Raw genomic sequence first — 14,623 nt, forward strand, 5'->3', positions numbered from 1 at the left:
GTCCCATCCGGCACTTGATCCGGGATGATGTTCTAGAGCGACTGCAACACAGGCCTAATCGCGCGGGGCCGCCGCGCGTCGCAGCCGGTCATTGATCGCCCGGCCCAGCCCAGTATCCGGGATCGGCGCCACGGCGATCACCCCGGCCCCGCGTGCATCCAAAGCGTGCAGCGCGCCGAACAACCCCGCCGCCGCCTCGTGCAAATCGCCGCTTGCCGACAGCGTCATGTCGCCCGCAACCGCACCAAACCCCAGCAAAACCTCGCCCTCGCCCGCCTCCAAGGCGTTCATCCGCAATCCGGCCTCGGGCGCGTAATGCGACAGCAGTTGCCCCGGTGCCGTCGGGGCCTCTGCCGAGCCGCCAACCTCCAAAACTTCGCCCAGCAGCGCTTCCAACGCCTCGGAGGGCAGCCCGCCGGGGCGCAGCAGCACCGGACCCGGCGCAAGGCCAAGGATCGTCGATTCGACCCCCACCGCACAGCCGCCGCCCATCAGCACCGCCTCGATCGCGCCGTCCAATCCGGCCAAAACATGCTCGGGCAACGTTGGGCTGATCCGCCCCGACGGATTGGCCGAGGGTGCCGCCACCGGCCCGTCAAACGCCTGCAACAGCGCGTGTGCCAAAGGATGCGCCGGTACCCGCACCGCCAAAGTAGACAACCCTGCCGTGACCAAAGGCGAAATCCCGGCATCCGCGCGCAAAGGCAACACCAGCGTCAATGGCCCCGGCCAGAACGCCCGCGCCACACGGTCAGCCGCATCGCTCCAGTCAACATACCGCTGCGCCGTCGCGATATCCGCCACATGCGCAATCAGCGGATTGAACGAAGGCCGCCCCTTGGCGCTGTAAATCCCGGCCACAGCCGCGCCATTGCGCGCATCGGCACCCAGGCCGTAAACTGTCTCGGTGGGAAAGGCGACACGCCCGCCCTGCGCCAAAATCTCGGCCGCGCGGGCCAGCCCGCCCTCTGCCGGATCAAGCCGCTGTGTACTTTGGTCTGTCATATCTGTGACGCCGCGTTCCGGTTGCCGCTTTGGTGTCCGGGCGTATAGCTGTAACCTATCACATTGCAAAGCCTTTGCCAGAGAGTCCCCCCTATGGCCTATTCCGCCCCCCTCCGCGACTATGATCTGATTCTGCGCCACGTTGTGCCGCTCGCGCCTGTCTCCGGCACCGAGAAATTCGCCGAGGCGACTGCCGATATGGCGCAGGCCGTGCTGACCGAAGCGGCCCGCCTGTGCGAAGACAAACTGGCCCCACTGCAACGCAATGGCGATCTGCACCCCGCGCGGCTGGAAAACGGCGTTGTCCGCACCTCGCCCGGGTTTGCCGAGGGGCATCAGGCGATTGGCGAAGGCGGCTGGATCGGCATGTCCGCCGATCCCGAACATGGCGGCATGGGCCTGCCAATGATGCTGACCACGGCGGTCAACGATATGTTGGCTGGCGCTTGTCTGTCGCTGCAACTCGCGCCACTGATGAGCCAGGGGCAGATCGAAGCGCTGGAAAACCACGCCTCGGATGAGCTGAAGGCGCTTTATATTCCCAAGCTGATTTCCGGCGAATGGACTGGCACGATGAACCTGACCGAGCCGCAGGCTGGCTCCGACGTCGGTGCGCTGCGCTCCAAGGCCGAGCCGAACGGCGATGGCACCTATGCGGTGACGGGCCAAAAAATCTATATCTCATGGGGCGATAACGACTTTGCCGGCAACGTCTGTCACCTTGTTCTTGCCCGCCTGCCAGATGCCAAACCCGGCACCAAGGGCATCTCGCTCTTCCTCGTGCCCAAGTACCTGCCTGACGATGAGGGCAACCCCGGCAAGGCCAATTCGCTGCGCGTTGTCTCGCTTGAGCACAAGATGGGCCTGCATGGCTCGCCCACCGCGGTGATGGAATATGAGGGCGCAACCGGCTGGCTCGTGGGCGAAGCGCACGACGGTATGCGCGCGATGTTCACCATGATGAACAACGCCCGCCTCGGCGTTGGCGTTCAGGGCCTGAGCCAGGCCGAAGCCGCCACGCAGGCCGCGCTTGCCTATGCGCTCGACCGTAAACAGGGCCGCACGCCGGTCGAAGACGGCACCGGCACAATCATCGACCACGCCGATGTGCGCCGGATGCTGGCAGAAATGCGCGCCGATACCTTTGTTGCCCGCACCATCGCCGTGGCCTGCGCCCAGGCCATCGACATGGCGCAAGCCACTGGCGATGCGGCTTGGAAAGCCCGCGCCGCCCTGCTCACCCCGATTGCCAAAGCCTTTGGCACCGAAACCGGTATGCGCGTCGCGGAAACCGGCGTTCAGGTGCACGGCGGCATGGGCTTCATCGAAGAAACCGGCGCCGCGCAATTTTACCGCGATGTCCGCGTGACCGCGATTTACGAGGGCACCAACGGCATTCAGGCGATGGACCTTGTTGGCCGCAAGATGATGGACGGCGGCGAGGCGATGCACGCCCTGCTTGACGAGGTCGAAGCCCACGCCGAAGGCCTGCGCAGCACGCTGCCCGATCTGGCCGACCCGGTCTGGCAAGCGTCGGAAACTCTGCGCGAGGGCCTCGAAGCGATGCTCGACACGCAGGACATCAACAACCGGTTCGCCGGTGCGGTACCCTTTCTGATGGCGTTTGCGCGGGTGCTGGGCGGTCATTTCCACCTCAAGGCCGCTGAGGCCGAAGGGGCCGACAGCGGTCGCAATCGGCTTGCCCGGTTTTATATCGAGCGCCTGCTGCCCGAACACGCCAGCCTGCTTGAGCAGGCCAGCGCCGGGGCGGCTGCGCTTTATGCGCTGACACCGGACGATCTGGCGGCGTCGTAATGGACGGCGCCACCTACGGCATCCGCTATCCGTGGTCCGAACCGCCCGCCGAGGGCGACGCCATCGAGGTGGCACCGGGCGTGTTGTGGATGCGCTTGCCGCTGCCAATGAAGCTTGACCACGTCAATGTCTACGCCTTGGACGACGGCGACAGCTGGACCCTGATCGACGCTGGCTTTTCGTCAAAGAAAACCCGCGCGATCTGGGGAAAACTGCTGGCCGGCCCGTTGGCGGGCAAGCCGGTGGGCCGCATCGTCGTCACCCATCACCACCCCGATCACGTCGGGCTGGCGGGTTGGTTTCAGTCTGAACACGGGGCCGACCTTTGGTCGACCCGCACCGCCTGGCTGATGGCACGTATGCTAACGCTGGACGACCAGCCAAGCGCCCCGCCCGAAACGCTGGCCTTCTGGCGCAGCTGCGGCATGGACGCCGACATTCTCGCCAAACGCAGCGCCGAGCGTCCATTTAACTTCGCTGATGTGGTCTGGCCGCTGCCGCTGGGCTTTCACCGGCTGGACGAAGGCGCAGAGGTGACGATGGGCGGCCGCCGCTGGACGGTGCGCCTTGGCAACGGTCATGCGCCCGACCACGCCACATTTTGGAGCCTTGATGACAATCTGGTGCTCGCTGGCGATCAAATCCTGCCGTCGATTTCGTCTAATATCGGTGTCTATGCCACCGAGCCCGAGGCCGATCCTGTGGCCGACTGGCTGGCAAGCTGTGAGCGTTTTCAGCCCCTCGCACGCGAAGATCATCTGGTGCTTGGCGGCCACAAACTGCCCTTTACCGGCCTGCCGATGCGCCTGCGTCAATTGATCGACAATCACCACGGGGCGCTCAACCGGCTCGCGGCGCATTTGACCGAATCGCACAGTGCCACCGAGTGTTTTCCGCCGTTGTTCAAGCGCTCGATTGGTGAGGCCGAGTATGGCTTGGCGATGGTCGAGGCGATGGCCCACTGTCTTCACCTTTGGCACGAGGGCCGCGCCACGCGGACACGGCGGGACGACGGTGCCTGGCTCTGGCGCACCATATAGGCCCCAGACGCGCGCCCGATCTGTCAACAGATCGGCACCGATCCATCAATGGATCGGCCCCCGCAGGCGCGAGTCGAAATCGCCCGGACCAGCTCAAATCCTTTAAAGCCACGCCCGATCGGCCAACCGACCCGCCGTCCTACGCATGCCCCGCAGTCGCGGACAGCGCCAGCGCATCAACGCCCAACACACCCAGGGCCGCCTGCCATTTCTCGCTATTGGGCGCACCGAAAATAAGGTCGGTGCCCGCTTCGCAGGTGAGCCACCCGTTCTGGCCAAGCTCCATCTCAAGCTGCCCCGGCCCCCATCCTGCATAGCCCAGCGACACGAGGCGCCGTTTCGGACCGCGCCCCGCCCCGATCTCTTCCAGAATATCCACCGTCGCCGTCATCGATATTGCATCATCAACATGCAACGTCGCCACAGGCGATTCATAATCCGGTGTGTGCAGCACAAAGCCCCGCCCCCGCTCCACTGGTCCGCCGAAATACAGCGGGGCCGGGCCGAAATCATCCGTCACCGGCACATCCAACTGCTCCAACAGCTCGCCCAGTCCCAGATCCTCCACCGGTTTGTTGATGATCAATCCCATCGCGCCGTCTTCGGAATGCGCGCAAAGATACACCACCGAATGCGCAAACCTGGGGTCAAGCATCCCCGGCATCGCAATCAGAAGTTGCCCGGTAAGCGTGTTGATTTGAGTGCCTGTCAGCGGCTCGTTCATCACCTGATGTCCACTCTTGTTGCCGTCGCATCCAAGATGGGCTGTCACAGTTCCCGACGCAAGCCTCGCCACAAAGTGAGTTGGATTTCATCGCAATTTCGCGCATCTCCTATCTTATGAAGCCACATTCCCTGACCGCCCTTTGCCTTTCCTTCGCTGTTGCGCACGCCGCTTCGGCACAAACCGAAGTCGCCCGCGCCGAATTTATCCCGGGATGGCAGCAGGCTGACGGAAGCCATGTGGCGGGCCTGCTCATCGATCTCAGCCCCGGCTGGAAGACCTATTGGCGCAGCCCCGGTGACGCAGGCATTCCCCCACGCTTCGACTGGGCCGGAAGCCGCAACATCGCCAGCCTTCAACCGGTCTGGCCGACGCCCAAAGCGATGGATCAAAACGGAATGACGTCGATCGGCTATCCCGGCGACGTGGTGATCCCATTGGTGATCCGCCCTGATGCCGCGGGCGGCGATATCGCGCTGTCGGGCCGGATAGAGCTTGGCGTGTGCAAGGATATTTGCGTACCGGCCTCGCTTCGCTTTTCCGGCGAATTGACTGCGACCGGCACGCGTGACCCTCGGATCGTTGCGGCCCTCGCAGATCAACCGCTTTCAAAGCGTGACGCGGATGTCAGCGAAGTCACCTGTACCATGTCTCCGGTGCGCGGCGGGATCGAACTTACGGCGGACATCACCATGCCCCCCGCCGGCGGCAATGAGTTCGTAGTGATCGAGCCGTCAAACCCCTCGATTTGGGTGGCCGAAGCCAGAACCCGCCGGACGGGTCAAACGCTGACCGCCACGACCGAGATGAGCCATGTCGAAGGCGCGCCCTTCGCTCTGGATCGATCCGGTTTGCGTTTCACAGTTCTTGGGCGTGATTACGCAGTGGACATTATGGGCTGCACCGGCGGTTGATCCCATCCGTTTCATACTGAGCTTTGGTCGCAAAGGCCCGAGTCCACTGATGCCCCCGACTCTCGTTACACTCAATCCCAACGCTCCACTGTCTTTTGCAGAGATTTCTGACGGTTGCGCAGTCGAAAGCTGGATGCGTATCGTTCTGATATCCTCCCTTGTTTCGCGGTTCGTTCCGATGCCTCTCGGGGCAAAAACACTTTGAGCTGATCCTACCCTTGTCCGAGCGCTAGGCTTTCGCGCGCCGTCGCGCCCATGCCACCGAAACGACCGCGATGATATAGGCGATCACCACCAGCATCGCGGCCCCCGCGAGATACAGCCCCAATGCCGGCAATAGCTCCATCTCCGTCGGCAAGGTCGCAGTCACCGACGCCGGCAGCACCGCAACGAGCGCGCTTGGCAGCCTGCCGGTGAACGCAACAGCCCCCAGCGTCACAACAAGCCACCCCAAAACGGCCACCGTGGTCATCACCAAAGCGGCCCGCACCCGCCCTGATCGAAACCGCCAGCCCCGCCGCAGGGTGGCCGTCATCCGGCCGAAGTCCTGTTGAATCGCAATCAGCGCCGGAACCACCAGCAAGACCAACACCATCCCGAAGCCGAGACCGTAGACCAAAGTTATCACCGTAGGCTTAAGAAATTGCGCCTGACTTGACCGTTCAAACAACAAGGGTGACAGCCCAAGCACTGTTGTTGCCGTGGTTAGGAAAACCGGCCGCAACCGATCCGCCGCGCCTTCGATGATCGACGGAATAAGGCCACGATCCCTTGCATATTCATCGATCGTACTAACCAACACAATGGAATCGTTGATGATAATCCCGGTCATCCCCAACATGCCCACCACGGTAAACATGCTTAACGGAACCTCCCAATAGTGATGGCCAAAAATGGTTCCGACCAGCCCAAAGGGAATAATCGACATCACCACCAAGGGCCGGGTCCAACTGGAAAAAACCCATGACAATACAAGATAAATGCCCAGTAGAACGAGGATCAGCCCGGTGCGCGCATCATCAAGAAAGGCGTTTTCCTGCTCGCTCAGCCCGGAAATTCGGTAATCGACTTGCCGTTCTTCGGCGATCCGCGGCAGCACCTCGGCCTGCAAAATCTCTTGGATTTCCTGCGCTCTAGCCGGATCATCCTCGGCAATATCGCCGGTTACCGAAATCAGCCGCAGACCATTCTCGCGCCGCACTGTTGAAAATCCGCTGCGCCGTTTGACGGACACGATATCGGCCAACGGCACATAGGCCCCGGAGGCCGCGCGCAACTGGGTGCGTTCCAGAAAATCGGCCGTCAACTCGCCCACGGGAAGCTCGACCCGGATCGCCGCGCTGCGCGGTCCGTCGGGGTACGTTGCCGCCTCAATCCCGCCCAGGCGATGGCGCAAAACCGTGCCCAAACCATCGATGGTAAAGCCCAACGCCTGCCCCTGCGCTGTGAGCTCGAGAATTAACTCTTCCTTATCATATGCGAGATTATCTTCGACCGCAGAGACTTCGGGGAATCGCCCCAACGCCGCCTTGAGGTCCTCCGACGCACCTTTCAGAACCTCAGAGGAGGCCCCATAAAACTGTAAATCCAACGCATCTCCGCCCGGCCCCGAGCGCCAGCCGCGAAAGCTTACCGTCTCTAAAAGAGGGTGCCGTTCCACCGCGTCTTGCAGCGCCGCGACGAACTGGAAACTTGAATATGGTCGCAAATCGGGATCAATCAGCTCGATGGAAATCGCGCCGAGCTGAAAGCTTTCCTTGGTGTCGGTTCCGGCCAGCCCGCGTCCGGCATAACCACCGATTTCGGCAATAACGTAGTCGATTGGATTGCGGCCATGCTCCGCTTCGTATTGTGCACCCAAGGCCTCGGTCGCGCGCTGCATTTCGCGCATCATTTCAAGTGTATCCGCGCGGGTGGCCCCCGGAGCCATGGCAAAATTGCCTGTCACTGAAGCCTGTTCCGGCGCGTTGAAGAACCGCCACTGCACATCGCCCCGGATGAACAGCGCGACCTGCGACGCCAAAAGGACAAGCGCCCCGGCCACCACCGCATACCGCGCCGCGACAACACCCCGCATCACCCGCCGGAAAATCACATCGCGGACCCAGCGGAAGCCACGATTGACCACGCGCGACGGCCAGTCGTACCAGTGCTCTTTGGCCTGATGGGTCAGCGCATGTGCCATATGGTTGGGCAGGATCAGAAAGCATTCCACCAGCGACGCCAAAAGCACCACAATGACCGTGAACGGGATGTCGGAAATCAGGTCGCCAAACCGCCCGCCGATGGCCACCAGCCCGAAAAACGCAATCACTGTCGTCAAGGTCGAGGCAAAGACCGGCATCGCCATCCGACGGGCCGCGTTTTCGGCGGCATTCACCGGGGCCTCGCCCAGCCGGCGATAGCGGAAATCGGCGTGCTCTCCGACGACAATCGCATCATCCACCACGATCCCCAGCGTGATAATCAGCGCAAAGATCGAGATCATGTTGAGCGTCAGGCCCGCCGCGAACATCAGCGCAATCGTCGCCGCCATCGCCACTGGAATCCCTGCGGCCACCCAGAAAGCGATGCGCGCATTCAGGAACAAAAACAACAGCGCCAGCACAAGGATCAGCCCCATCGACCCGTTGTCGAGCAGGATGTCCAGCCGCCCGGTGATCGCCTCGGCGCGGGTGCGGATCAGATCAACTTTGGTGCCCTCGGGCAAGATCTGTTCCAGCGTCGCCGCCACCTCTTCGACCGTGCGCTGAATGCCAATCGCGTCGCCCTGATCCGAGCGGTCGACCCGCACCGAAATCGCCGGATTTTCGCCGACAAAATAGCTCCGGTCCCGGTCGATCCCCTCCACCCGAACAGTCGCCACATCCCCCACCGTCAGTTTCGACCCGTCGTCATTTGACCGCAGCGCAATCGCCTCAATCTGGTCGGCGCTGCGCTTTTCCACCCCGGTGCGCACCCGCGTGTTGGCCCCGGTCACATCGCCCGCCGGATCGGCATCGACCTCGGCAGCGATGGCATTGGCGATCTGCAACATCGTCACGTCATGCCGGATCAGCGCCACCGAGGGCACCTCGACAATCGTTTGCGGCGCGGCCAATCCCCGGATCGTCGTCCGGGTCACGCCCTCGGCAAACAGCCGCACGACGAATTCATCGGCAAAGCGCGCCAATTGATCCACCGCCACCGGCCCCGAGATCACCACATCCGTCACCCTGTCGCGCCAGCCGCCGCGCCGCACATTGGGGTCATCCGCCTCTTCGGGCAGGGTGTTCATCGCATCGACAGCCGCTTGCACATCGTCGCCCGCGCGGGCCATATCCCAGCCCGGCTCGAACTCCAGATCGATGCTGGCGCGGCCTTCGCGGCTGGTAGAGCTGGCGCTTTCCACGCCCTCAACCGCCAACAGCGCCGGTTCCAGGATCTGCACGATCGCCGCGTCTACATCCTCCGCCCCCGCCCCGTCCCAATTGACCGAAACCGAGACCTCGTCGACGATCACATCCGGAAAGAACTGCGCGCGCATCTTGGGCGCGGCCAGCAATCCGGCCGCGACAAGGATCACTAGCAACAGGTTTGCCAACGTGCGGTGGCGAGTGAAATAGCTCAGAACGCCGCCCGGTCCGGGGCCCAGATCACGGATCATGGTTCAAGCTCCCTCGTCCAAGGATGTCGCGCGGCGTTTGATTTTCGCGTTGGACAGGTCTGGGTCATCCGCCCATCCGCGCTTCGATGCGCGCGACCACCGTGGCCGGCACCTTTTCTTCTTCCAGTTGCGCCAAGATGCGCGCCTTGGCGGCCTCTGGCATCCGGGTGTTGCCCTCCACAAACGCGCGGATCTTTGCCTTGCGCTCGGCGCTGAGCTCTAGCATTTCCGGCTCTTCCGGGGCCGCTTCTGCGCCGCCGGGGCGCAGGGCGCGCACCTTGATTCCGGCCCCAAGCAAAGGCGTGCGTTCGGCCACAACATCGCGCCCGGCCAGACCCTGCGCGCGCACCAGCACATCGTCGCCTTGGCGGCGCAACAGCGCGACCTCCATATCCTCAAGCCGCTCTTCCTCGCCCAGAACCAGCACCTTGTCATCCGCGCTCAACGCCGAGGACGGCAGTCGCACCACCCGCTCCAACGCCGGTTCCTCGATCTCGACGGTGACAAAATCGCCGGGCTTCAGCCCGCGCGCCACGTCTAGCCGAGCAAACAGCAGGCGTCCGGTTTGCCCCTCGCCCACGGCTGCGCTGTCGCGCACCAAAACGCCATCGCTTTCCAACCCGGTGCCAAAGACATCCAGCGTGACCTTGACCGCAGCCTTGCGCAGCCCGCCATCCGCGTCCAACAGGCGCGCATATTGCGCCGTCGACACCCGGAACGACACCTCCAGCGCGTCGGGATCGACCAGCCGCGCCAATTGTTCATTGCCTGACACCAAGCGACCCAAGGTGGCGTTGACCTCGGCCAATGTGCCAGTAAATCGCGCCGTAATCCGCGTGTCGTCAAAGCGCCGTTGCGCCTCGGCCAACGCGATTTCGGCCCGGACCAGCGCCGTCGCCGCCTGGCTCACCCGGCTTTCGGCCTGCGCCACGGCTTGCCTGCGGGTCAGCACCGATTGCCGCGCGGTCGAGGCCGCAAGTTCCGCGGTTTCCACGCTCGCCGCCGTGCCCGCACCGCGCCGCAACAAATCGGTCTGCCGCTCAAACGCCTTTTCGCGCAGCGCCGCCTGCTCTTGCGCCGCCGCCAATTCATCGCCCGCCAGCACAAGTGCGGCGGCGGCCTCACCCCCTTCGGCCTTGGCATCAAGGATATCCGATTGCACTCGGTTCAGCGCCAGTTGCGCATCGCCCGGATCAATCTGCACCAACAACGCGCCCTCGGTCACATGGCCGCCTTCTTCAAAGCTCTCAGAGATTTCGGTGATCTTGCCGGCACTTGCGGCGCGCACTTCCAGCTCGCGGCGGCTTTGCACCTCGCCAAAGGCGGTCAGGACCGGCGTCACCGTGCCCGGCTCGGCCCGCACCACATTGACGGCAAACACCCGTTCGCGCGCCTGTGGCACCCTGCGCTCCTGGCTCATTCGCGAGTCAACAGCCTCGCGGACAAGCGCCCCGGCATAGACCAAAAGGCCCAAGGTGAGGGAAAGCAGGAAAAGACCAGTCAGGCTTTGGCGAAGGAACCGCATATGCGACATCCTCAAAATCGTTTGATACAAGTCACTTGGCCGCCCCACCGACAAGGCGAAAGGGGGCTGCCAGAGTTATACGCGAGTATCCGCTATTTCCGTCGCTGATGCTCCGTCAATCTGGGAAAAATCTCGACAAAGTTACAAGGCAGGTGCCGGTAGTCGAGTTGCAGGCGTAAAATTTCATCCCAAGCGTCTTTGCAGGCGCCCGGACTGCCGGGCAGCGCGAACAGATAGGTGCCATTGGCAACGCCGCCGGTGGCGCGGCTCTGCACCGCCGAGGTGCCGATTTTCTGCATCGAGACGATGGTGAAGACCGTGCCAAAGGCATCAATCTCTTTCTCATAGACATCGCGGTGCGCCTCAACCGTCACGTCTCGGCCAGTCAGCCCGGTGCCGCCAGTCGAAATCACCACGTCAATCTCGGGGTCCGCGCACCACGCGCGCAATTGAGCGGCAATCTCGTTGCGCTCATCCGGCAAAATCTCGCGATCCGCCAGCTGGTGCCCCGCCGCCGCAATCCGTGCCACCAGCACATCGCCCGACCGATCCTCGGCCAAGGACCGGCTGTCACTGACCGTCAGCACGGCAATGCGCACCGGGATGAAATCTCTGCTCTCGTCGATCCGGCTCATGCGCCACTCCTCACCCCATGCCGCGCCCCCGATCCATCAATGGATCGGTACTGATCTGTCAACAGATCAGCCTCCCGCATTACAATTTCATGAAACGCTCCCGATCCAACAATGGATCGGCACGGATCTGTCAACAGATCAGCCGCCCGCATCGCAATTTCACGAAACACGCCCGATCCATCAATGGATCGGTACTGATCTGTCAACAGATCAGCCTCCCGCACCGCAAATTCACGAAACACGCCCGATCCATCAATGGATCGGCACGGATCTGTCAACAGATCCGTCATCCCAACCGCGCCCGAAGCGCCAAAAGATCCGCCCAAGCCTCTCGCTTGAAGTGCGGCTGCCGAATGAGATATTCCGGGTGAAACATTGGCAACGCCGGCTTGCCAAACGCCTCGCCCCACTGCCCCCGCAGCCGCGAAATCCCGCGCCGCCCCAGCCCCGCATCGCAAGCAATATTGCCCATCAGCACCACCACTTCCGGCGCCGCCAAGGCCACATGCCGCTCAACAAACGGCCGCATCATCGCAATCTCACCCGGCAGCGGATCGCGGTTTTGTGGCGGCCGCCACGGCAGCACATTGGTGATGTAAACGCTCTCATCCCGGCGCAATCCGATCGCCTCGAGCATCCGGTCAAGCAACCGCCCCGCCGCGCCGACAAACGGCTTGCCCTCGCGGTCTTCCTCGCGCCCCGGTGCCTCGCCAATGATCATGACACGCGCCCCCGGTACGCCCTCGGCAAACACCAGATTGCGCGCCCCGCGCCGCAAATCGCACTGCTCAAACCCGGCCAGCGCCGCCTGCAACGCCGCCAGATCGCCAGCCTCAGCCGCCAACCGCCGCGCATCCGCCACCGGATCGGCCTTGGCCACAGGCACCGCCACGCCCGGCGCAACACTAGGCGCAACCGCGCCCACCGGCGCAGCCTCAACCTTGGGCACAACCGCGTAACGGTCCACCGACGCCTCGCCAATAGCATCGATCACCCCGGCCTCGATCTGCCAGTCAAGCGCCGCGCGCAGACTCATGTATTCGCCATATTCCATCGCGCCGACCCTACCCCCCTGCGCCAGCAAAGGGAAACGCCCGCGCGCCTTCAAACCCCGAAAATCTGCCCAAATCGCGCAATCGCCAAAGCCGCCCCCATTGAACGCGCCAGCGCCCCCCCATATAACCGGCCCCAACCCGATCAGGAGCAGGCCATGACCTTCACCCAGCGCCATCTTCTCGGCATTGAACAGCTCCACCCGACCGAGATCACGGCACTGCTGGATCTGGCCGAGGATTACGTGCGGCTCAACCGCCAGAAATCCAAGCACGGCACCGCCCTCGCCGGGCGCACCCAGATCAATATGTTCTTCGAGAATTCCACCCGAACCCAGGCCAGTTTTGAGCTTGCCGGCCAAAGGCTTGGCGCGGATGTGATGAACATGTCGATGCAGGCCAGCTCGATCAAAAAGGGCGAAACCCTGATCGACACCGCGCTGACGCTGAACGCCATGCACCCCGATCTGCTGGTGGTGCGCCACCCGCATTCCGGCGCGGTCGATCTGCTGGCGCAAAAGGTCAATTGCGCCGTTTTGAACGCTGGCGATGGCCGCCACGAACACCCAACCCAAGCACTGCTTGATGCGCTGACCATTCGCCGCGCCAAGGGCCGCCTGCACCGGCTCAATATCGCAATCTGCGGTGACATCGCCCATTCCCGCGTCGCGCGCTCCAATATCCTGCTGCTCGGCAAGATGGAAAACCGCGTTCGCCTTGTCGGCCCGCCCACACTTTTGCCCGCCGGAATCGGCGAATTCGGCGTCGAGGTGTACGACGACATGCGCGCGGGCCTCAAAGACGTCGACGTGGTGATGATGCTGCGCCTGCAACGCGAACGTATGGACGGCGGCTTTATCCCCTCCGAGCGCGAATATTATCACCGCTACGGGCTCGACGCGGAAAAGCTTTCGCATGCCAAACCTGACGCCATCGTCATGCACCCCGGCCCGATGAATCGCGGCGTTGAAATCGACGGCGAGATTGCCGACGACATCAACCGCTCGGTCATTCAAGAGCAGGTCGAGATGGGCGTCGCGGTGCGCATGGCCGCGATGGACCTTCTGGTGCGCAACATGGCGGCCGAAAAGCCGGGGGTGATGGCATGAGCGATATTCTGGAAATCCCGGCGGGCGAACACGGGTTGGTCCGGGTCTTCACGCTTGACCTGCCGCTCGACGACGCCGAGCCGCTTCTCGAAGACGAAGCCCGCGCAATGACCAAGATGACCGGGGCCACCTCGCTTGACCCCGATCACATTGATCTGTTTGATATGAATGACCTTTCCGGGATGCCGCTGACGGATTACCTCGCCGAGGGCCACGGCATCGCCGAAGATGAACTGGCCCCGCTGCGCGCCCAGCTTGACCGGGTCAAAGGCCGGGTTATCGTGATGCGTTCTGCCGCGTTCGAGGGGCTTGGGCAAAAGATGCGCGTCACCAAACCCCTGCGTTGGATCGCCACGTTTGGCGAGGCCCGAGACCCGGTGCCGCTGGAAAAACTCCATTCCGATTCCGCCACCGGCCCGATCCCCGATACGCCCACTCCGGCCCCCGAGCCCAGCCGCCAGCCCAAGCCGGGCGTGATCATCGCCGGCATAGTCGCGGTGGCCCTGCTCGGCTTGCTGATGTGGGCCTTATCATGACCCAAAGCGCCTCGTCGGACCCGACTTCCGGCTGGGACGGCCTGCTCAACCCCGGCGAAACCATCACGTGGCAGGGCCGCCCCGACCCGGCTTTCGCGCTCACTGGCGGGATGATTGTTCAGGGCGTGTTCGGGCTGTTTTTCGCCGGATTTGCCGTGGTCTGGATGGTGCTCGCGGCGGGTGGCCCCAGCGGTTTCTGGATGTTCGGGCTGCTGCATTTCTCGGTTGGTCTTGGCATCGGAGCACATGGGCTTGTGTGGCCCACCTATCGGCGCCGCCACACCTGGTACACGCTCACCACCGAGCGCGCCTTTATCGCCACCGACCTGCCGATCAAGGGGCGCACGTTGAAAAGCCATCCAATCACCGCCGACACCGTGCTGCGGCTAGAGGATGGCACGCCCGGCTCGATCTGGTTTGCCAAGGAACACCGCCGCACCAAAAACGGCAGTCGCAGCGTCGATATCGGTTTTGAACGGATCGACAACCCGCGCAGCGTATTGCGCCAGATGACAGAGATACAAAGGGGCCACGATGCAAGAGCCTAAAGATCCCAGAATGTCCGGCAAAGTCGCCACTGTGGCGCTGCTGGTGATGTTCGCCCTGGTCGCGGTCATGGTCT

Annotated in this window: 13 protein-coding genes; 6 read left to right on the forward strand and 7 right to left on the reverse strand. The window is 63.2% G+C overall.

What is annotated here, in order from left to right; genetic code table 11:
- Positions 1-54: 54 nt before the first annotated feature.
- On the reverse strand, positions 55-1,005 hold the full coding sequence (locus tag ACW9UO_RS07865; RefSeq protein WP_457088411.1) for an L-threonylcarbamoyladenylate synthase: 951 nt from the start codon (positions 1,003-1,005) through the stop codon (positions 55-57).
- A 93-nt stretch (positions 1,006-1,098) separates the two neighbouring features.
- Between ACW9UO_RS07865 and ACW9UO_RS07870 the strand changes: the two genes are divergently transcribed.
- Both ACW9UO_RS07870 and ACW9UO_RS07875 read left to right on the forward strand, forming a co-directional pair.
- Entirely contained in the window at positions 1,099-2,820 is a 1,722-nt protein-coding gene (locus ACW9UO_RS07870) for an acyl-CoA dehydrogenase (RefSeq protein ID WP_457088412.1), read from the forward strand.
- Positions 2,820-3,860 carry an MBL fold metallo-hydrolase gene (locus ACW9UO_RS07875; protein WP_457088413.1) on the forward strand — a complete coding sequence of 347 codons (1,041 nt, stop codon included), beginning with the start codon at positions 2,820-2,822 and terminating at the stop codon, positions 3,858-3,860. Before ACW9UO_RS07870 ends, ACW9UO_RS07875 begins: the two co-directional genes overlap by 1 nt.
- 139 nt (positions 3,861-3,999) lie before the next feature.
- On the opposite strand, the gene ACW9UO_RS07880 is transcribed toward ACW9UO_RS07875, so the two are convergent.
- A complete protein-coding gene (locus tag ACW9UO_RS07880; protein WP_457088414.1) occupies positions 4,000-4,584 on the reverse strand; it encodes a YqgE/AlgH family protein in 585 nt (194 codons plus the stop codon).
- A 116-nt stretch (positions 4,585-4,700) separates the two neighbouring features.
- On the opposite strand from ACW9UO_RS07880, the gene ACW9UO_RS07885 reads away from it, so the two are divergent.
- The gene (locus tag ACW9UO_RS07885; RefSeq protein WP_457088415.1) at positions 4,701-5,498 is read left to right on the forward strand and encodes a protein-disulfide reductase DsbD domain-containing protein; all 798 of its coding nucleotides are present in this window, start codon (positions 4,701-4,703) and stop codon (positions 5,496-5,498) included.
- A gap of 229 nt (positions 5,499-5,727) precedes the next feature.
- Here the strand turns inward: ACW9UO_RS07885 and ACW9UO_RS07890 are convergent, their stop codons facing one another.
- The 5 genes from ACW9UO_RS07890 to ACW9UO_RS07910 all read right to left on the reverse strand — a co-directional run bounded on the left by ACW9UO_RS07890 (position 5,728) and on the right by ACW9UO_RS07910 (position 12,340).
- Positions 5,728-9,144 (reverse strand): efflux RND transporter permease subunit, encoded by a 3,417-nt coding sequence (locus ACW9UO_RS07890; protein ID WP_457088416.1) that lies wholly within the window; start codon positions 9,142-9,144, stop codon positions 5,728-5,730.
- Between the two features lie 64 nt (positions 9,145-9,208).
- Positions 9,209-10,669, reverse strand: a complete 1,461-nt coding sequence (locus ACW9UO_RS07895) for an efflux RND transporter periplasmic adaptor subunit (protein WP_457088417.1) — start codon at positions 10,667-10,669, stop codon at positions 9,209-9,211.
- A 92-nt stretch (positions 10,670-10,761) separates the two neighbouring features.
- Complete coding sequence (moaB, locus tag ACW9UO_RS07900) at positions 10,762-11,304, reverse strand: molybdenum cofactor biosynthesis protein B (RefSeq protein WP_457088418.1); 543 nt, start codon at positions 11,302-11,304, stop codon at positions 10,762-10,764.
- Positions 11,301-11,594: a hypothetical protein gene (locus ACW9UO_RS07905; protein WP_457088419.1), complete on the reverse strand. Its 294-nt coding sequence runs from the start codon at positions 11,592-11,594 to the stop codon at positions 11,301-11,303. Before ACW9UO_RS07905 ends, moaB begins: the two co-directional genes overlap by 4 nt.
- The gene (locus tag ACW9UO_RS07910; protein WP_457088420.1) at positions 11,591-12,340 is read right to left on the reverse strand and encodes a uracil-DNA glycosylase; all 750 of its coding nucleotides are present in this window, start codon (positions 12,338-12,340) and stop codon (positions 11,591-11,593) included. The genes ACW9UO_RS07905 and ACW9UO_RS07910 overlap by 4 nt, the downstream gene beginning before the upstream one ends.
- 174 nt (positions 12,341-12,514) lie before the next feature.
- Here ACW9UO_RS07910 and ACW9UO_RS07915 point away from each other — a divergent pair, with 174 nt between their 5' ends.
- Genes ACW9UO_RS07915 through ACW9UO_RS07925 form a run of 3 tightly spaced genes read left to right on the forward strand, consistent with a single transcriptional unit; the run spans position 12,515 to position 14,549 of the window.
- A complete protein-coding gene (locus tag ACW9UO_RS07915; protein WP_457088421.1) occupies positions 12,515-13,465 on the forward strand; it encodes an aspartate carbamoyltransferase catalytic subunit in 951 nt (316 codons plus the stop codon).
- Complete coding sequence (locus ACW9UO_RS07920; RefSeq protein ID WP_457088422.1) at positions 13,462-14,001, forward strand: hypothetical protein; 540 nt, start codon at positions 13,462-13,464, stop codon at positions 13,999-14,001. Before ACW9UO_RS07915 ends, ACW9UO_RS07920 begins: the two co-directional genes overlap by 4 nt.
- Positions 13,998-14,549: an aspartate carbamoyltransferase catalytic subunit gene (locus tag ACW9UO_RS07925; RefSeq protein ID WP_457088423.1), complete on the forward strand. Its 552-nt coding sequence runs from the start codon at positions 13,998-14,000 to the stop codon at positions 14,547-14,549. Before ACW9UO_RS07920 ends, ACW9UO_RS07925 begins: the two co-directional genes overlap by 4 nt.
- Positions 14,550-14,623: the final 74 nt, after the last annotated feature.

Source organism: Marinovum sedimenti (genome assembly GCF_054052205.1).